Below are 16,831 nucleotides of genomic sequence, written 5' to 3' on the forward strand. Positions count from 1 at the left end.
GGGCGGGCGAAATTTCGGTCTCCGCTGAAAGCGGTCAGACTGCTGAAAAAGCCGGCCAACTCCCCTTTCGTCATGCTCGGGCTTGTCCCGAGTATCTGCCTCGGGTCGATAGGGCAGCAGATCCTCGGTACAAAGCCGAGGATGACGTTGGAGGGGGAAAGCCTTGGGTTGTCATATAGTTGAGGCCGCTCCCGAGAGCGGCCTTTGCGCTTTCCGGGACCGCTACTCCGGCTTGACCGGAACATTGAGGCCCCGGGCACTGGCCGGACGGGCGATGCAGCGTTCCAGCCAATCCGAAACGGCGGGGAAACTCGCATAGTCGAGGACCTCGCGGCCGCCATAGAAGATGTCGGCGCCGCGGACCCAGGTGAAGGTGGTGATATCGGCGATCGTATACTGATCGTCCATGATCCACTGACGGCCCTTCAACCGGCCTTCGAGCACGCCGAGCAGCCGTTTGGATTCATCGCGATAGCGCTCCACCGGATAGGAATTGTTGGCGACCTTATCGGCGGCGGATTTGTAGAAATGGCCGAACTGACCGAACATCGGGCCGATGCCGGCCATCTGGAAAAACACCCACTGAATGCATTCGTAGCGGCCGGCGGCATCCTCAGGAATGAGCTTGCCGGTCTTTTCCGCGAGATAGAGCAGGATGGCGCCGGATTCGAAAAGGCCGATCGGTTTGCCCTCAGGCCCCTTCGGATCGATGATCGCCGGAATGCGGCCGTTCGGATTGAGAGATTCGAATTCCGGTGACTTCTGTTCGTTGGCGTCGAAGGAAACATAATGCGGCTCATAGGCGAGACCGAGCTCTTCGAGGGCGACGGACACTTTCACGCCGTTCGGCGTCTGCAGCGAATAGAGCTGGATGATGTCGGGATTTTTCGCCGGCCATCGCCTCGTGATCGGAAATGCGGAAAGATCTGCCATCGGAGTCTCCAGGGTTCGGCGCCGACCATAGGAGACGAGGCGCTGGAAAAGCAAGCGAGGCGTCGTTTCATATTATTGAACGAAGTGTCCCCTTCCGTCTATCTTTGCATAACGAAGGAAATAGGCGAGATAGGGATATCAGAGATCCACAGCGTGCCCGGGGGGCACCAATATCTCCAGAGCCATTCAACGGAGCAACATCCATGTCGAACGCCTTTATCCTGATTGCCCGCATTCTCCTGTCTTTCATGTTCGTCCTTTCCGGCTTCATGAAGCTAAGCGATCCTGCCGGTACTGCTGGCATGATCGCCGGTGCCGGCCTGCCGGCAGCATCCCTGTTGGCTTATGCCGCAGGCCTTTTCGAACTGCTCGCCGGCCTTGCGGTTCTCACAGGCTTCCAGGTCCGGATTGCCGGTTGGCTGCTCGCGGGCTTCTGTGTCTTCACGGCCGTTGCCTTCCATCTGCCCTACGCAAGTGGCGCGGAACTCGTGAATATTCTCAACCAGATCATGGTCATGAAGAACATCACGCTTGCCGGCGCGTATATATTGCTCGCCACCGTCGGTGCCGGTGACTATTCGATTGACGCCCGCCGCGGCGCCTATGCGGCTGCCTGATAGAACGAATATCCTCCCAAGCATGCAAAACCCGCCGTCATTGAATTGACGGCGGGTTCTCTTATGCATTGACGGCGGAGATCAGAGCGCGGCGCGCACCGCGTCGACGATCGCCTGCACGACCGGGTCATCTGCATGGCTATCCTTGCGGGCGCGCACCAGGCAGGCCTGCGAATGCAGTATGACGCCGTCCTGGAGCACCTTCAGGTGGTTGGCGCGCAGCGTCGAGCCGGTGGAGGTGATATCGACGATGATATCGGCCGAGCCGGAGGCAGGCGCACCTTCGGTGGCGCCGAGGCTTTCGACGATGCGGTAAAGCTGGATGCCGTGCTGGCTCGAGAAGAACTGCTGGGTCAGCCGCCAGTATTTAGTGGCAATCGCCAGGCGCCGGCCATGGCGGGCGCGGAAATCGGCCGCGACATCGCCGAGATCGGCCATGGTCTCGACATCCAGCCAGATCTCCGGCACCGCAACGACGACATCGGCGTGACCGAAGCCGAGGCGGGCGCAGAATTCGACGCGCTTGTCGATCTCGGCAAAACCCTCCCGCATCAGATCCTCGCCGGTGACACCGAAATCGACGGTGCCGTTGCCGAGTTCGCGGGAGATTTCGGAGGCCGAAAGGAAGGCCACTTCGACATCGTCCCAGCCTTCGACACGGCCGCGATAGGAGCGGTCGTTGCCGACAGCCGTAATCGTCATGCCGGCCCGCTCGAAGATCGCCGAGGCATCGTCCTTCATCCGGCCCTTGGAGGGAAGCGCGATGGTGATGGTCATGCGGCTGCCCTTTCGGTTTCGATGCGGTCGAGCCAGAAGGAGAAGCCGACGGCCGGAATGCGGTCCGTCGCGCCGAGGAAGGTCAGGAGCTTATCGAAGCGGCCGCCGCCGGCCAGAACCGCGCTCGAACCTTCAACCGTCACCTCGAAGACGAGACCGGTGTAATAATCGAGCGGCCGTCCGAAGGCGGCGCGATAGTCGAGGCAGGACAGATCGACGCCGGCATCGCCAAGGGCGCCGACGCGACCATTGAAACGGGAGAGCGCATTGCCGAGCTTCAAGCCGGCGGCATCGGCAAAACCGGCCAGCGCCGCCGACGCATTGACGAGCGGCACCTGCAGCGACAGGAACTCTTCCAGCACATGGAAGGCCGCATCGTCGAGACGCGTTTCGGACAGGATAAGCTTTTCCTTGAGCCGCCGGGCGATCTCCAGCGGCGAGCGGCTGGCATTGGTCGAATAGCCCGTCGCCTGCATTTCCTGCTCGAGATGGGCGATCAGTGCCTGTTCGTCGCCTGATGCGATAAGCCTTGCGATATCGTCGTCCAGCCCGGTAACGAATTGCGGGCTGACGAGGCCGGCCAGCAGCGCCTCCAGCTGTGTCATGTTGCCGAAGGCATGGATCAGCCGCTTCTGCCAGCCGAGCGGCAGGCCGAGCGCCTGAACGACCGCCTCAAAAACCGCCTGGTCGCCTAATGTCACCGACAGGCGCCGGCCCGGCAGCAGGCGGGCAAGAATGCCGGTGGCATCGCCGATGGCGCGGGCATCGGCGCTTGGTATGTTGATATCGCCGAGATCCTCGATGCCGGCCTGATAAAATTCATTGGCGCCGTCGCGGCGCTGGCGGAAGACCTCGCCGAGATAGGCGTAACGCTTCGGCGTGCCGGTCGCCGTTTCGATGTGGCGCAGACAGACGGGGATGGTGAATTCGGGACGCAGGCAGAGACTGGCGCCGGTTTCGCTCTCGGTCATGAAGATGCGGCGACGCAGATCCTCGCCGGCAATGTCGAGGAACGGCTCGGCCGGCTGAATGACCGGCGTATCGATGCGCTCGGCCTTGCGGGCGTCAAATTCGGAAAGCAGGTCGCTCGCGAATTCGGGGAGGTTGATCAGGGGCATGGTGTCGCTCCTGGGAAAAGTCCCCTCCCCAACCCCTCCCCACAAGGGGGAGGTACTAACTCGCGGCGGTCGTCGAACGAAATCGAGAGGACCTCCGATGAAGCAAATGTTGAGTTGGGCACACCGGCGCCAAGTAAAGCCCCTCCCCCCTGTGGGGAGGGGTTGGGGAGGGGTTTATTGCGCATCGCCCGCCCTCTTCCGATCCTCCGCCTGCGCGGCAAGGATCTCCTTCACCTTGGCGACAAGGTCGGCCTCTGACACCGTTACCTGCGCCACGCGGGCTTCGCGCCAGCTGGCATTGTCCTCGATCTCGCCGGACAGCCGCTTGCCCTCGATCAGATCCTTGATCTGCACGACGCCGGTTGCGCGTTCGTCGCCGCCCTGGATGATGGCGACGGGGCAGCCGCGGCGATCGGCATATTTCAGCTGGTTGCCGAATTTCTTCCAGTTGCCCTGGAACATCTCGGCGCGGATGCCGGCGGCGCGCAGCTGCTGCGTCATCCTCTGATAACGCCCCATCGCCTCGACATCGCCGTCCATGACGGTCACCAGCACCGGCTCGATCACTTCGCTGGCGCCGAGCTTGCCGAGGTTCTTCAGCGCCGTCATCAGCCTGGAGACGCCGATCGAAAAGCCCGTCGCCGGAACCGGCTGGCCCATGAAGCGGGAGACGAGGCCATCATAACGACCGCCGCCGCCGACCGAACCGAAGACGACCTTTTCGCCCTTTTCGTTGGTGACGTCGAAGCTCAGTTCGGCCTCATAGACCGGGCCAGTGTAGTATTCGAGACCGCGAACGACGGAGGGATCGATTTTGATACGGTCGGACTGGTAGCCGGCGCTCTTGACCAGCGCGCCGATGAAATTCAGCTCCTCGACACCTTCGCCGCCCTTCGAGGTTCCGGCAACCAGCTCGCCGAGGCGCGCAGCACTTTCGGCATAGTCCTTGATGCCGACGAAGAACAGCACCTTGTCGATCTGCGCCTGGTCGAGGCCGGCGCCCTTGGTGAAGTCGCCGGATTCATCCTTGCGACCGGGGCCGAGCAGCAGTGCCACACCTTCCGGGCCGAACTTGTCGAGCTTGTCGATGGCGCGCAGGACGTTCAGCCGCTGGCCGGCCTTGTCGTCGCCGCCGAGGCCGATCGCCTCGAGCACACCGTCCAGGACCTTGCGGTTGTTGACGCGGATGACGTAGTCGCCGCGCTTGATGCCGAGGGCTTCAAGCGTATCGGCCATCATCATGCACATTTCCGCGTCGGCCTGGACGCCCGGCGCGCCGACGGTATCGGCATCGAACTGCATGAATTGGCGGAAGCGGCCCGGGCCCGGCTTCTCGTTGCGGAAGACGTAACCGGCGCGATAGGTGCGATAGGGCAGCTGGATCTCGTTGAAATTCTCGGCGACATGGCGGGCGAGCGGCGCCGTCAGGTCGTAACGCAGCGACATCCACTGCTCGTCGTCGTCCTGCAGCGAGAAGACGCCCTCGTTCGGCCGGTCGCTGTCGGGCAGGAACTTGCCGAGCGCATCGGTATATTCGAACAGCGGCGTTTCCACGGGGTCGAAACCGTAATGCTCATAGACTTCCCGGATCTTTGCCGTCATCTCGTTGACGGCGCGGATATCGCCGGCCGTCCGGTCGACGAAGCCGCGCGGCAGGCGGGCCTTGAGCTTTTGCGGTTTCTTCTGCTTGTCGTTCATTTCCGGGAATTCCGCTGACTGTGACAGTGGCGGTGTCCTAGCGGATTGGGCGGGGAGCGGCAAGGGTGAAGGGTCTTGATGTCTGCAGCGCCGCGCGTCTTTTCAGACGCGCAAAGGACGCTGCAGAACTTTGAACTACTACTGCATAATTCCTTAAATCGATTCCGATTTTAGGAATTATGCAGTGGGCCCAGAATCGATTGAACGAGGGTAGCCATCCGAAACGCGGGGATATGCATCATGATCGCTGAAGCGCTTCTCTATGCCGCGACATGGCCGCTGACCGGCAAGCGGCATCGAAAGTTCGTCCGTTATTCCGTCAATCTCTGGTCGCGGGCCGGGCGTTGCGCTCGCGACTGGGCCGAACATGAAGAGATGAGCCGCAATGCGATCCGTTCGGCGGCGGCCGATCTCAGGCAGAAGCGGACCGCCGTCGTGCTCGGCTCCGGCCTGCTGCGCGACGTGCCGATCGAGGAACTGGCGCGAGCGTTCGACACGGTCGTTCTGGTCGATCTCGTCCATCTCGCCTCGGTGCGGCTATCGGCCAAGGCCCATCGCAATATCCGGCTGACCGAACGCGATCTTTCCGGCTATGACGCGCTCGCCGCAGGCGTTGAGCCGGAACCGCTCCGCTTCCTGCGCACGGTGCCCTATCTCGATTTCGTGGTTTCGGCCAATCTCCTGTCGCAGATCGGCCGCGGCGTGAAACGGCGCTACGAAGCCGAGGCGGCCGGAATGCCTGCCGATACAGTGGAAAGGCTGATCTCGGCGCATCTGGCAGGCCTTTCGGGTCTAGCCTGCCGCCATTGCCTGGTGACCGACATCGGCTATGCCATCATCGACCGCAACGGCAAGACGCATGAGCAGGCCGACCTGCTGCACGGCGTTCCGCCGCCGCCGGCGAAAGCCACCTGGACATGGCCGGTCGCGCCGCTCGGCGAGGAGAGCCGGGATTACCGGATCGAGCACAAGGTCATTGCGGCCTGGTGATCTAGATATGACCGGTGCTCGACCAGCAGCCCCTCAACCGGCTGCCGCCACCAACCGGGGTCGAGACCAGTGGCTCGACCCCGGCAAGGGTTAGGCTGAGGGGCAGGTTTCCAGGCCCGGACAGCAGTGGCGCTGCACCGGCGATCTCAGTCCTTCGGCTCGAAATCGGCCGGGCGGCGGCCGGCGCCTTGTCGCGACAGCATCCAGCCCGGATATTCGGGGGCAAGAGCGCTCACCTCGTCGAGCCTTTTCATATCGTCGTCGTCGAGCTTCAGCTTGACGGCGGCGAGATTCTGGTCGAGCTGATCGACACGCTTGGCGCCGATGATGACTGAGGTGACGAAAGGCTTGGCGAGAATATAGGCGAGCGCGACGGTGGCGACGCCGGCGCCGTGCTTTTCGGCGATCTCGCGCATGACGGCGACGCAGGCCCAGGCCCTGTCCCTGTCAACCGGCGGGAAATCGAAGCTGGCGCGACGGCCTTCGCCGTTGCCTGGCGCGCCGGGGCCATATTTGCCGGACAAGAGACCGCCAGCCAGCGGCGACCAGACCATCAGGCCAAGTTTTTCCTCCTGCATCATCGGCACGATGTCACGCTCGAGATCGCGGCCGGCGATGGAATAATAGGCCTGCACGGTCTCGAAGCGGGCAAAGCCGCGGCGTTCGGAGAGGCCGAGCGCCTTGGAAATGCGCCAGGCCTGCCAGTTGGAGACCCCGATATAGCGCACGAGGCCGCGGGAAACGAGATCGTCGAGCGCACGCAGCGTCTCCTCGATCGGCGTCACCGTATCGGTTGCGTGGATCTGATAGAGATCGATGTGATCCGTCTGCAGCCGCTTGAGGCTCGCCTCGACGGAATCCATGATATGGCCGCGCGAGGCGCCGCGGTCGTTCGGCTTGTCGCCCATGACGCCGTAGACCTTGGTGGCGATGACGACATCCTTGCGCGGTACGTCGAGGTTCTTCAGCGCCTGGCCGAGCAGCCTTTCGGATTCGCCGGATGAATAGACGTCAGCCGTGTCGATGAAATTGACCCCTGACGCCAGCGAGCGCTCGACAATCCGGTCGGCGGCCTTCTGGTCGACATCGGCGATGGCGCCCCACATGCTGCCCTGTTGGGCCTCGCCGAAGGTCATCGTGCCCAAGCAGATTTCCGAGACAAAAAGTCCGGTATTTCCGAGTTGATTGTAACGCATGGTCGAAAAAATCCTTTGTGTCTGCCGCAAGGGGGCTTGCGAACTTCAGAACTTCATTTTTTGATTATTGGCCTGCGCGCGACAGGCACAGCCGTGGCTGGCTGCAGGGTGGGGCCAATTCGATGTAGTGCGACGGCAGCGCTTTTCAACGCGGCAGCCTGCCGCATCGGAAGCGAACGCCCTTCCCTGGCTGCAGCCCTTGTCTCGACACAGGCGGCCGATAAATTGCCTGCCATAGTTCAAGAGGTGCGCATGTGACGACGCGAGGACTGACAACGATCGGCTTCGATGCCGACGACACGCTTTGGCAGAACGAACAATATTACCGACTGACGGAAGCCCAATTTACCGAGCTTCTTGCCGATTTCGCCGAAGGGCCGAAGATTTCGGAGCGGCTGCTGGAGGCCGAGAAGCGCAACCTTCGCCATTACGGCTTCGGCATCAAGGGCTTTACGCTCTCGATGATCGAGACGGCGATCGAAATCACCGAGGGCAAGGTTCCCTCGAGCGTCATCGCCAAGATCCTCGATACCGGCCGCGACCTGCTTTCCCATCCGGTCGAGACCATGCCGCATGCGCGCGACACGCTGGAGGCGCTTGCCGGCAAATATCTGCTCGTGATGATCACCAAGGGCGATCTCTTCGACCAGGAGCGCAAGCTTGCCCAATCCGGCCTCGGCGACTTCTTCGATGCCGTCGAGATCGTTTCCGACAAGACAGCCGTCACCTATCGGCGCATCTTCGCCAAGGTCGGCGACGGACCGGAGCGGGCGATGATGGTCGGCAATTCACTGAAGTCGGATATCGTGCCGGCGATCGCCGCCGGCAGCTACGGCGTCTTCGTGCCGCATGAACTCACCTGGGTGCTGGAACATGTGGACGAACCGACGGAAGCGCCGCGTTTCCGCAAGATCGGCCATCTCGGCGAATTGCGCGAGCTGATCGAGCGGCTGGCATAGGCCGGGCCTGCCCTATTGCGGCTTGGGCGGCGCCTTCGGAAACAGCGACGGCGGCTCGGGCTCGGCCGGCGGTTTCGGCTGCGGCGGGGCGGCAGCCAAAGGCTCGATCAGGATGCTGAAGGGCGCGCCGAGGCCGCGGCGCGGCGAGACCTTGGAATAGTAAGGACGCAGCAGCCAGGTGGTGTTTTCCTTGACCGTCGTCTGAAAATCCATGCCGTCCTCGTCGGTGCCGAAGAAGGCCTCGTCATCGGGCTTCGACAGGTCGAAAATCGCCAGGAAGGCGAACTTGCTCTTAGTGGCAAAGCTGATCTTGATGTGCTGGCCGGCGCGCACCGGCAGCGTGTAGACATGGCTGTTGCCGAATTTCGTCCAGCCCTTGAGCTGCATGGTGACCGCCGGGAATTGCAGCTTCTCCAGCTTCTCGCCGGGATCGAGCTGCGGCGTCTGCGCCATGGCTGATATCGGCAGAAAGAACAGGACGAGGGCAGCAATCGTTGTTTTCACGGACAGATCTTTCATGGTCGAACCAGGGCGGCGCGCATCGCCTCCACCTCGGGGCGGCAGTAACAGCCCTCGAGATGATCATTGACGAGACCCATTGCCTGCATGAAAGCATAAACTGTGGTCGGGCCGACAAAGGTCCAGCCACGCTTCTTCAGATCCTTTGAAATCACCACTGAGGTCGGCGTCGTCGGATTGGCGACGATATGCTCTCGGTCGACTACCGCCGGCCGCTCGTTGTGGCCGGGCTCGTAGCGCCAGAAATAATGGGCGAGCGAGCCGAATTCGTCTCGTAGCGCAATGGCGCGCTTGGCATTGTTAACGGCCGAGACAATCTTGCCGCGATGACGGATGATGCGGGCATCGGCTAGGCAGCGATCGATGTCCGCCTCGCCGAATAGCGCCACCTTGTCGAAATCGAAGCCGGCAAAGGCAGCACGGAAATTGTCCCGCTTGCGCAGGATGGTCAGCCAGGAAAGGCCGGACTGGAAGCCTTCGAGGCAGATCTTCTCGAAGAGGCGAATGTCGTTCGTAACAGGACGGCCCCATTCCTCGTCATGATATTTGAGATAATCGGGCAGATTGGCGTGCCAGTGGCAGCGGCTCTTGCCGTCCTCGCCGATGATGATGCCAGTCGCGCTCATGATCCTTCATTCTGTCGGGGGCCGTTTCGTTTTCCGGTCTTGATTCCGGCTTTACCATTTGCCAACCGTCTTTCCAAACCGAACGGTAACCCTGACGAAAAGTTTATGCGATCGGTCGGCTTTTCAGGAATCGATCTTTACCATTCGCTGGCGGATCAGGTGGCAGCGTCTCATCGGGCGGACATGTCCCGCCAAACCATTTTCGGCCATTTGTAGAGAGTCCGTCCGATGATGAAACAGCTTGTTCTTGCCGCAGCCCTCTTCGGCGCCTTCACCACGGCCGCCCTTGCCGACGACCGCTACGCCACCCGCCCGCCTGTCGTGCTGAGCCCCGACCTGACGGCGCCGTGGATTAACCAGCTCGGCGGCAAGGTTCGCCCCGTGGTCTACCAGCGGCCGGTCGTCCAGCCGCAGCAGCGCGGCCTTTTCCAGCGCCGCGTCATTCGTCAGGCGCCGCGGCCGGCACCGCAGACCGTCTCGGTGATCAATCCCGGCATCCCGGCGATCCGCCATCCGATCGAGCCGCAATTCCTGCCGCAGACGGTCGACTACGACACCCAGGAAAAGCCCGGCACGATCGTCATCGATACCAACAACCGCTTTCTCTACCTGGTGATGGAAGGCGGCAAGGCGCGGCGCTACGGCGTCGGCGTCGGCAAGCCCGGTTTCGAATGGGCCGGCGCCCACAAGATCACCCGCAAGCAGGAATGGCCGGACTGGACGCCGCCTGCCCAGATGATCAGCCGCGAAGCCGCCAAGGGTCACTACCTGCCGGCGCGCATGGACGGCGGCCCGGAAAATCCGCTCGGCGCCCGCGCCATGTATCTCGGCTCGACGCTTTACCGAATCCACGGCACCAACGCGCCCTGGTCGATTGGCAGCGCCGTTTCCTCCGGCTGCATCCGGTTGCGCAATGAAGACGTCGTCGATCTTTATGACCGCGTCAGCGTCGGAACCCGCGTCATCGTCATGTAACGGCACATACATTATCTTGGAAGCCGCAAGAACAGGCGGCTTCTTTCGCCGAAATTGCTTTATCCGGCCGGGCCGATCTTGAATTGGGCAGAAGTTCATGTAGCTTCGGGCGAATTTGCTTGAGGGGAATCGATCATGATCAAATTGATGCCAGGTCTGGCCGCGGCCGGACTTGTTCTGTCCTTGATGTCCACGTCCGCCTTCGCAGCCCCGGCCGGCTCCGACAACGCACAGCGCCCGGCTCAGGTCGTGCGCGTTGCGCAGATGCCGAAATATGTGAAGCCGCAGTTCAAGCGCAAGAAAGTGCGCCTGGTGACGACGGAAGCAGCCGGCACCGTCATCATCGATACCAACAACAAATATCTCTATCTCGTTGAAGGCAACAACCGGGCCACTCGCTATGGTATCGGCGTCGGCCGTGACGGTTTCGGCTGGTCGGGTATCGTCAAGATCGGCCGCAAGGCCGAATGGCCGGCATGGACGCCGCCGGCCGAAATGCGCCGCCGCGAAGCCGCCAAAGGCCACATCATCCCTGCTTACCAGGAAGGCGGCGAGGACAATCCGCTCGGCGCCCGCGCCATGTATCTCTATCAGGGCGGCCGCGACACCATCTTCCGCATCCACGGCACCAACCAGCCCTGGACGATCGGCCTCAACATGTCTTCCGGCTGCATCCGTATGATGAACGCGGACGTGATGCATCTTTATGATCGCGCCGCCGTCGGCACCAAGGTGATCGTCATCGGCCCCGGCAATAAGCAGGGCAAGGTGGCGTTCGAGGACAGAGGCATCGACGTGCTGCGCACCATGTTCGGCGGCTGAGCAACACCTGCTAAAAAACGAAGGCGCTTTTTAGAAGCGCCTTTTATTTCTCTTGGACTTTGCGGCGGAAAGCTGGCAGAGGTGCCTAAGAGTCGACATATTTGCAATATCGGGGCTATTCAATGACATATGCGCTGCGTTCTTCCGCCTCCCTGCTTGCGGGCATCGCGTTTTTCACATTCTGTTCGGCAGCTTCGGCCTCGGCGGAAGATCTGCAATTCTCCATTTACGGCGGCTACCAGACCGCGCCGCATAGCGGCGTCGACGTCTCGGACGGCACGAGTTTCACCGCCGGCTGGGAAGGCAAATCCTTCGGCGCGCCGCCCTATTACGGCGCTCGCGTCACCTGGTGGCTTGAGGATTTCAACAAGCCGAACTGGGGTATCTCGCTCGATTTTACCCATGATAAGGTTTATGCCGACGACGACACGCTCGCCAAGGCCGGCTGGTCGCATTTCGAATTCACCGACGGCCTGAACCTGCTCACCGTGAACGGCCTCTATCGCTTCCAGGATCCGGCCCGCCGCTGGACGCCCTATCTCGGCGCCGGTATCGGCGTGAACATTCCGCATGTCGAAGTGATTCGCCCCGAAGGCAAGACCTGGGCCTATGAATTCGGCGGCGTGACGCTGCAGGCCCAGGCCGGCGTCGACTTCAAGGTGACCGAGCGCTGGTCGACCTTCGTCGAATATAAGGGTACCTATTCGCGCGTCGACGTTCCGATCGACAGCGGCGACCGGCTGAAGACCAACATCTTCACGAATGCCGTCAATGTCGGCGTCTCGTTTCACTGGTAATGAATTGAATTTCGGCCACGGCGATAGAGCGGTCCTGCTTTTCATGAAAGCAGGACCGCTCTAACTTTTTGTTTGGGCGCAATTTTCGACGGAAAACCGCTCACACTTTTCCTGAAAATTGCTCTATTTCGTGCCGCAGCTGACCTTGCCCTCGGCGGCATAAGGTTTGCTGCCGCCTTCGATCGACAGCGAATAGGTGCCGCTGAAATTCGCTGCCGGCTTGCCGCGTTGGCCGGCAACCACCACCAGATCCAGCGTTGCCCCTTCGGTGTCGTCACCGCCATCATCGAAGACTTCCAGCAGCAGTTCGCCATCGCGCGACCAATGATTGCTCAGATGCTGCGATTCGAACACGCGTTTTGCGAAGGCAGGCGCTTGCGCGGGATCCTTGACAATAAGCGCGCCGCGGAAATGGTTGAGCCTGTGGCCGGCATCGCTTGCGAAACCGCTTTCAAGAGTGAAGCGCGCTTGCGCATCATCGGCGGAACAGAATAGACGGCTGTCGGCATGGGCCGCGCCTGCCGCAGCAAGCAGTCCCGCAAGTATAATCATTCCCCGCCACATCGCCCGACCTCCCGAGAGCGGCCCGAATGGGCCGGCTGCATTCTCGTCAGCCTAACGGCAAACCTGTTAATTTTTCCGGCATAGCGCCGCCATAGGCCCAATCGAGCAGCTCGACCGTATGCAGGATCGGGATCGCGGTGCCGGTGGCGATCTGGGTGATGCAGCCGATATTGCCGGTGGCGATGATCTCGGCCTTGGTCGCTTCAATATTCCTGACCTTGCGCGCCTTCAGCGCAGCCGAGATCTCCGGCTGCATGATGTTGTAGGTGCCGGCCGAGCCGCAGCAGAGATGGCCTTCGGCCGGATCACGCACCGTAAAGCCCGCCGCTTTCAGCAAGGATTTCGGCGCAAGGGTGATGCGCTGACCGTGCTGCATCGAACAGGCGGAATGATAGGCGACTGTAATGCCCCTCGGCATATGGGCCGGCAGCTCGATCGTTGCCAGATATTCGGTGATATCCTTCGCCAGCCCCGAGACCCTGGCCGCCTTTGCCGCATAGGCGGGATCGAGGCGCAGCATGTGGCCGTAATCCTTGATCGTCGTGCCGCAGCCTGAAGCGGTGATGATGATCGCATCGAGCCCCTGCGTCTCGATTTCGCGCGTCCATATGTCTACGTTGATCCGCGCACTTTCGAGCGCCTGTTCGGCGCGGCCCATGTGGTGGACCAGCGAGCCGCAGCAGACCTCGCCTTCAGGCGCCACAACCTCGATACCGAGCCGCGTCAGGAGCCGGATCGCCGCCGCGTTGATGGCGGGATCAAGCACCGGCTGGGCGCAGCCGGTCAGGATCGCCACACGGCCGCGCCGCTCCGCCTCGGGTCTATACGTGCCGGGATTTGAAAGATGCGAGGCGGCGGGCAGGCGCCGCGGCGCCAGCGCCAGCATGGCGGCAAAGGGTTTGAGTGCCGCGCCGCGCATCAGGCCAGCGAAAGGCCGGCCGAGACGGGCGAGACGGAGCGCCAGGCGGAACCGGCCGGGATAGGGCAGCACGGCGGCCAGAATGGCGCGCGTCAGCCGGTTCATGAACGGGCGCCTGTAGGTCTTTTCGATATGGGCGCGGGCGTGATCGACCAGATGCATATAGTCGACGCCGGAGGGACAGGTGGTGACGCAGGCAAGGCAGGAGAGACAGCGATCGATATGGGTGACGACCTCGGCATCGGCGGGACGGCCGTTTTCCAGCATGTCCTTGATGAGATAGATGCGTCCGCGCGGGCTGTCGAGCTCGTTGCCGAGCGTCACATAGGTGGGACAGGTGGCGGTACAGAAGCCGCAATGGACGCATTTGCGCAGGATTTTTTCCGATTCGGCCACATCGGGGTCGAGGAGCTGGGCGGGGGTGAAGTTGGTCTGCATTTACGCGGCCTCCGGTGCCCCCTTCGCCCCAGCGGAGAGAAGGAGCCCGAAGGGCGGATGAGGGGGCCGCACTCGGGACAAAAGCGAGAAGACGACAGACTGCATGCCGTGTGGCCCCCTCATCCGACCCTTCGGGCCACCTTCTCCCCGCTGGGGCGAAGGGAGAGCAAGAGGCACCCTTGTGCAATCCATCGAGCGTGGGCGGTCGGCAACAAGCATCTTCTCACCCCATCTTCCCCGGATTGAAAATCCCAGCCGGATCGAACTTCTCCTTCACCCGCCGCGACAGCATCGCCACCGCCTCGGGCTCCGGGTGAAAGGCGGCGGTCGCCGCCCTTGCCGCGACGGAGGCGCGGATCAGCGTCGCATGACCACCGCCGAGCCCTTTGACGAAGCGGCGGATCAGTTCTGCCTCCGGCTCCGCTTCCATGCGCATCCAGACGAGGCCGCCTTGCCAATCATAAAAAGCATCGACGCCGGCTTCGAGACGGAGCGCTGCGACGAGCTGATGGCCGGTGCCGGGGGCGACCGAGACGCGCCAGACCGGCCGCGCCGTGCCGTCGGCATAAGGCAGCACATCGCGGATTTCCCGCCAAAGCCTTTGGCTTTCCCTTTCATCCAGCTGCGTGACCGTGGCGAAGGCGGACATTGCCGCCGCAAGCTTTTCGACGCGCACGTCGACAGAGCCAGCCAAGCCCTCGATGCGCAGAACTGTCGCCTCGCCCTCGGGCAATTTGCCGGCGAGGAATTTCCACGTCACCGTCAAAGGCAGATGGGCCGCACCCGAGACTTCGACCGGCAGCGTCATCGCCGTCGCCATGGCGTTGGCAGCTTCGGCATCGTTGAGGCCTGAGAGAACCACCGTCCGTTCCGTCTTCGGGCGCGGCGGCACGCGGAAGGTGACTTCGGTCAGAAAACCCAGCGTGCCGTGCGAACCGGCGATCAGCTTGACGAGATCGAGGCCGGTGACATTCTTCATCACCCGACCGCCGGCCTTGATGATCTCGCCTCGGCCGTTGACGAAGCGCACGCCGAGCAAACTGTCGCGGGCAGCGCCCGCAATGAGGCGGCGCGGGCCAGAGACATTGGCGGCAAAGACGCCGCCGATGGTCGGCTCGCCGGACCTCGCCATAATGGGGCGATGATCCATCGGCTCGAAGGCAAGCATCTGGCTATTTTCGGACAGCGCCGCCTCGACCTCGGCAAGCGGCGTACCCGAACGGGCTGTCATGACCATCTCGCCGGGATTGTAGGCGATGATGCCGGAAAGCCTGGTCGATCGCAGCCGGTCTTCGGCTGCAACGGCATTGCCGAAACCCGAGCGCGTATCGCCGCCGCAGATCGCGAGTGGCCGGTTCATCTCTGCATGGGCGCGGACGATCGCCGCCGCCTGTTCCTCGCTCGTCGGCATCAGATCGATCATGCGGCGGGGCGTCCTTCCAGCGGAAAGACCTTCGACGGGTTGAGCAGCCAGCCGGGATCGAAGGCGGCGCGCACCGCCATCTGCTGGGCGAGATCGGCCTCCGAATACTGGTGCCGCATCAGGTCACGCTTTTCGATGCCGACACCATGCTCGCCGGTCAGGCAGCCGCCGGCATCGACGCAGAGCCTGAGGATATCGTTGCCGGCGGCTTCGGCACGGGCGGCATCCTGCGGATCGTTGGCGTTGAAAAGGATCAGCGGATGCATGTTGCCGTCGCCGGCATGGAAGACATTGGCGACACGCAGGCCGTAATGATCGACGATCTCGGCGGTCTTCTTCAAGACGTGCGACAGCTGGCTGAGCGGCACGGTGCCGTCCATGCAGATATAATCGGCGATGCGGCCGGTGGCGCCGAAGGCAGATTTGCGGCCCTTCCAGATCAGCGCCGCTTCGGTGGCCGACTGGCATTCGCGCACGGTCTTGACGCCGTGCCTGCGGGCGATGTCGACCACATCCTTCAGCATGGCGTCCATCTCCGCCTCCGATCCCTCGACCTCGACGATCAGCAGCGCGCCGACATCGAGGGGATAGCCGGCATGGGCGAAGGCCTCGCAGATCTCGATCGCCGGCTTGTCCATGAATTCGATCGCAACGGGAATGATGCCGGCGGCAATGATATCGGCGACACAGGCGCCGGCCTCTTCTGAAGCTTCGAAGCCGAAGAGCACCGGGCGCGCGCCTTCCGGCTTGGCGATCAGCCGCACGGTCGCCTCGGTGACGATGCCGAGCTGGCCCTCGTGGCCGCAGACGAGACCGAGCAGGTCATAGCCGGGCGCCTCGAGCGCCTTGCCGCCGAGCTCGATCACCGTGCCATCGACCAGCACCATCCTGACACCAAGCAGGTTATTGGTGGTGACCCCGTATTTCAGACAGTGGGCACCGCCGGAATTCATGCCGATATTGCCGCCGATGGTGCAGGCAAGCTGCGAGCTCGGATCGGGCGCATAGAAAAACCCGTCGGCTGCGACGGCGTCGGAAATATTGAGATTGGTCACGCCCGCCTGCACCACGGCGACGCGGTTCGGCAGATCGATCTCGAGGATGCGGTTCATCTTCGACAGGCCGAGCACGACGGCATCCTCCTGCGGAATGGCGCCGCCGGAAAGCGAGGTGCCGGCGCCGCGCGGCACGACGGGGACGCCATAGCGGTGGCAATAACGCATGACGGCCGCAACCTCGGCGGTGGTGCGCGGCAGGGCGACGGCGAGCGGCAGGCGGCGATAGGATACGAAGGCATCGGTCTCGAACGGAACCAGTTCGCGCGCCTCATGGACCAGGCATTCCGGGGCCAGCAGATCGGTGAGATCGGCGACGATCTGAGAGCGCCGGGCCAGGACATCGGCGCGGGGCGCAAGAAACGGAATGGCGTCGGACATGGCCTTCTCCCTGGCCTCCCGGAA

At 62.6% G+C, this 16,831-nt stretch carries 17 protein-coding genes; 6 read left to right on the forward strand and 11 right to left on the reverse strand.

Annotation, left to right across the window (positions count from 1 at the left end):
- Window positions 1-222 precede the first annotated feature (222 nt).
- Window positions 223-933: a glutathione binding-like protein gene (locus tag C4N04_RS26480; protein ID WP_106797427.1), complete on the reverse strand. Its 711-nt coding sequence runs from the start codon at window positions 931-933 to the stop codon at window positions 223-225.
- 203 nt (window positions 934-1,136) lie between these two features.
- On the opposite strand from C4N04_RS26480, the gene C4N04_RS26485 reads away from it, so the two are divergent.
- Window positions 1,137-1,550, forward strand: coding sequence for a DoxX family protein (locus C4N04_RS26485; protein ID WP_106797428.1), 414 nt, complete (start codon window positions 1,137-1,139; stop codon window positions 1,548-1,550).
- An 81-nt stretch (window positions 1,551-1,631) separates the two neighbouring features.
- Here the strand turns inward: C4N04_RS26485 and hisG are convergent, their stop codons facing one another.
- From hisG to hisS, 3 genes are all read right to left on the reverse strand, one after another.
- Entirely contained in the window at window positions 1,632-2,327 is a 696-nt protein-coding gene (gene hisG, locus C4N04_RS26490; protein WP_009992757.1) for an ATP phosphoribosyltransferase, read from the reverse strand.
- Complete coding sequence (locus C4N04_RS26495) at window positions 2,324-3,445, reverse strand: ATP phosphoribosyltransferase regulatory subunit (protein WP_106797429.1); 1,122 nt, start codon at window positions 3,443-3,445, stop codon at window positions 2,324-2,326. Before C4N04_RS26495 ends, hisG begins: the two co-directional genes overlap by 4 nt.
- A 174-nt stretch (window positions 3,446-3,619) precedes the next feature.
- A complete protein-coding gene (gene hisS / locus C4N04_RS26500) occupies window positions 3,620-5,143 on the reverse strand; it encodes a histidine--tRNA ligase (protein WP_077991092.1) in 1,524 nt (507 codons plus the stop codon).
- A gap of 240 nt (window positions 5,144-5,383) precedes the next feature.
- Here hisS and C4N04_RS26505 point away from each other — a divergent pair, with 240 nt between their 5' ends.
- Complete coding sequence (locus C4N04_RS26505; protein ID WP_106797430.1) at window positions 5,384-6,133, forward strand: hypothetical protein; 750 nt, start codon at window positions 5,384-5,386, stop codon at window positions 6,131-6,133.
- A 146-nt stretch (window positions 6,134-6,279) separates the two neighbouring features.
- On the opposite strand, the gene C4N04_RS26510 is transcribed toward C4N04_RS26505, so the two are convergent.
- The gene (locus C4N04_RS26510; RefSeq protein WP_039618080.1) at window positions 6,280-7,329 is read right to left on the reverse strand and encodes an aldo/keto reductase; all 1,050 of its coding nucleotides are present in this window, start codon (window positions 7,327-7,329) and stop codon (window positions 6,280-6,282) included.
- A gap of 254 nt (window positions 7,330-7,583) precedes the next feature.
- On the opposite strand from C4N04_RS26510, the gene C4N04_RS26515 reads away from it, so the two are divergent.
- The gene (locus C4N04_RS26515; RefSeq protein WP_096768718.1) at window positions 7,584-8,288 is read left to right on the forward strand and encodes an HAD family hydrolase; all 705 of its coding nucleotides are present in this window, start codon (window positions 7,584-7,586) and stop codon (window positions 8,286-8,288) included.
- 12 nt (window positions 8,289-8,300) lie between these two features.
- Here C4N04_RS26515 and C4N04_RS26520 read toward each other — a convergent pair whose 3' ends face one another.
- Both C4N04_RS26520 and C4N04_RS26525 read right to left on the reverse strand, forming a co-directional pair.
- Window positions 8,301-8,807 carry a hypothetical protein gene (locus C4N04_RS26520; protein ID WP_096762662.1) on the reverse strand — a complete coding sequence of 169 codons (507 nt, stop codon included), beginning with the start codon at window positions 8,805-8,807 and terminating at the stop codon, window positions 8,301-8,303.
- On the reverse strand, window positions 8,804-9,433 hold the full coding sequence (locus tag C4N04_RS26525; protein ID WP_106797431.1) for a DNA-3-methyladenine glycosylase I: 630 nt from the start codon (window positions 9,431-9,433) through the stop codon (window positions 8,804-8,806). The genes C4N04_RS26520 and C4N04_RS26525 overlap by 4 nt, the downstream gene beginning before the upstream one ends.
- Window positions 9,434-9,661: 228 nt before the next feature.
- Between C4N04_RS26525 and C4N04_RS26530 the strand changes: the two genes are divergently transcribed.
- From C4N04_RS26530 to C4N04_RS26540, 3 genes are all read left to right on the forward strand, one after another.
- Complete coding sequence (locus C4N04_RS26530) at window positions 9,662-10,408, forward strand: L,D-transpeptidase (protein ID WP_039618072.1); 747 nt, start codon at window positions 9,662-9,664, stop codon at window positions 10,406-10,408.
- Window positions 10,409-10,543: 135 nt separating this feature from the next.
- On the forward strand, window positions 10,544-11,230 hold the full coding sequence (locus C4N04_RS26535; protein ID WP_039618071.1) for a L,D-transpeptidase: 687 nt from the start codon (window positions 10,544-10,546) through the stop codon (window positions 11,228-11,230).
- Window positions 11,231-11,352: 122 nt separating this feature from the next.
- Entirely contained in the window at window positions 11,353-12,027 is a 675-nt protein-coding gene (locus C4N04_RS26540) for an outer membrane beta-barrel protein (RefSeq protein ID WP_010058487.1), read from the forward strand.
- 123 nt (window positions 12,028-12,150) lie between these two features.
- On the opposite strand, the gene C4N04_RS26545 is transcribed toward C4N04_RS26540, so the two are convergent.
- The 4 genes from C4N04_RS26545 to C4N04_RS26560 form a co-directional block, all read right to left on the reverse strand.
- Window positions 12,151-12,591, reverse strand: coding sequence for a hypothetical protein (locus tag C4N04_RS26545; RefSeq protein ID WP_106797432.1), 441 nt, complete (start codon window positions 12,589-12,591; stop codon window positions 12,151-12,153).
- 46 nt (window positions 12,592-12,637) lie between these two features.
- A complete protein-coding gene (glcF, locus tag C4N04_RS26550) occupies window positions 12,638-13,948 on the reverse strand; it encodes a glycolate oxidase subunit GlcF (RefSeq protein WP_106797433.1) in 1,311 nt (436 codons plus the stop codon).
- Window positions 13,949-14,171: 223 nt separating this feature from the next.
- Window positions 14,172-15,371 carry a glycolate oxidase subunit GlcE gene (glcE, locus tag C4N04_RS26555; protein ID WP_106797434.1) on the reverse strand — a complete coding sequence of 400 codons (1,200 nt, stop codon included), beginning with the start codon at window positions 15,369-15,371 and terminating at the stop codon, window positions 14,172-14,174.
- Complete coding sequence (locus tag C4N04_RS26560; protein WP_106797435.1) at window positions 15,368-16,807, reverse strand: FAD-linked oxidase C-terminal domain-containing protein; 1,440 nt, start codon at window positions 16,805-16,807, stop codon at window positions 15,368-15,370. Before C4N04_RS26560 ends, glcE begins: the two co-directional genes overlap by 4 nt.
- Window positions 16,808-16,831 lie beyond the last annotated feature (24 nt).

The organism is Rhizobium sp. H4, from assembly GCF_003013335.1.
GTDB lineage: Bacteria > Pseudomonadota > Alphaproteobacteria > Rhizobiales > Rhizobiaceae > Rhizobium > Rhizobium sophoriradicis.

Excerpts from the sequence above, each read along its gene's own strand:
- C4N04_RS26480 (WP_106797427.1), bottom strand. The coding sequence starts at position 933 with ATGGCAGATCTTTCCGCATTTCCGATCACGAGGCGATGGCCGGCGAAA.
- C4N04_RS26485 (WP_106797428.1), top strand. The coding sequence starts at position 1,137 with ATGTCGAACGCCTTTATCCTGATTGCCCGCATTCTCCTGTCTTTCATG.
- hisG (WP_009992757.1), bottom strand. The coding sequence starts at position 2,327 with ATGACCATCACCATCGCGCTTCCCTCCAAGGGCCGGATGAAGGACGAT.
- C4N04_RS26495 (WP_106797429.1), bottom strand. The coding sequence starts at position 3,445 with ATGCCCCTGATCAACCTCCCCGAATTCGCGAGCGACCTGCTTTCCGAA.
- hisS (WP_077991092.1), bottom strand. The coding sequence starts at position 5,143 with ATGAACGACAAGCAGAAGAAACCGCAAAAGCTCAAGGCCCGCCTGCCG.
- C4N04_RS26505 (WP_106797430.1), top strand. The coding sequence starts at position 5,384 with ATGATCGCTGAAGCGCTTCTCTATGCCGCGACATGGCCGCTGACCGGC.
- C4N04_RS26510 (WP_039618080.1), bottom strand. The coding sequence starts at position 7,329 with ATGCGTTACAATCAACTCGGAAATACCGGACTTTTTGTCTCGGAAATC.
- C4N04_RS26520 (WP_096762662.1), bottom strand. The coding sequence starts at position 8,807 with ATGAAAGATCTGTCCGTGAAAACAACGATTGCTGCCCTCGTCCTGTTC.
- C4N04_RS26525 (WP_106797431.1), bottom strand. The coding sequence starts at position 9,433 with ATGAGCGCGACTGGCATCATCATCGGCGAGGACGGCAAGAGCCGCTGC.
- C4N04_RS26530 (WP_039618072.1), top strand. The coding sequence starts at position 9,662 with ATGATGAAACAGCTTGTTCTTGCCGCAGCCCTCTTCGGCGCCTTCACC.
- C4N04_RS26535 (WP_039618071.1), top strand. The coding sequence starts at position 10,544 with ATGATCAAATTGATGCCAGGTCTGGCCGCGGCCGGACTTGTTCTGTCC.
- C4N04_RS26540 (WP_010058487.1), top strand. The coding sequence starts at position 11,353 with ATGACATATGCGCTGCGTTCTTCCGCCTCCCTGCTTGCGGGCATCGCG.
- C4N04_RS26545 (WP_106797432.1), bottom strand. The coding sequence starts at position 12,591 with ATGTGGCGGGGAATGATTATACTTGCGGGACTGCTTGCTGCGGCAGGC.
- glcF (WP_106797433.1), bottom strand. The coding sequence starts at position 13,948 with ATGCAGACCAACTTCACCCCCGCCCAGCTCCTCGACCCCGATGTGGCC.
- glcE (WP_106797434.1), bottom strand. The coding sequence starts at position 15,371 with ATGATCGATCTGATGCCGACGAGCGAGGAACAGGCGGCGGCGATCGTC.
- C4N04_RS26560 (WP_106797435.1), bottom strand. The coding sequence starts at position 16,807 with ATGTCCGACGCCATTCCGTTTCTTGCGCCCCGCGCCGATGTCCTGGCC.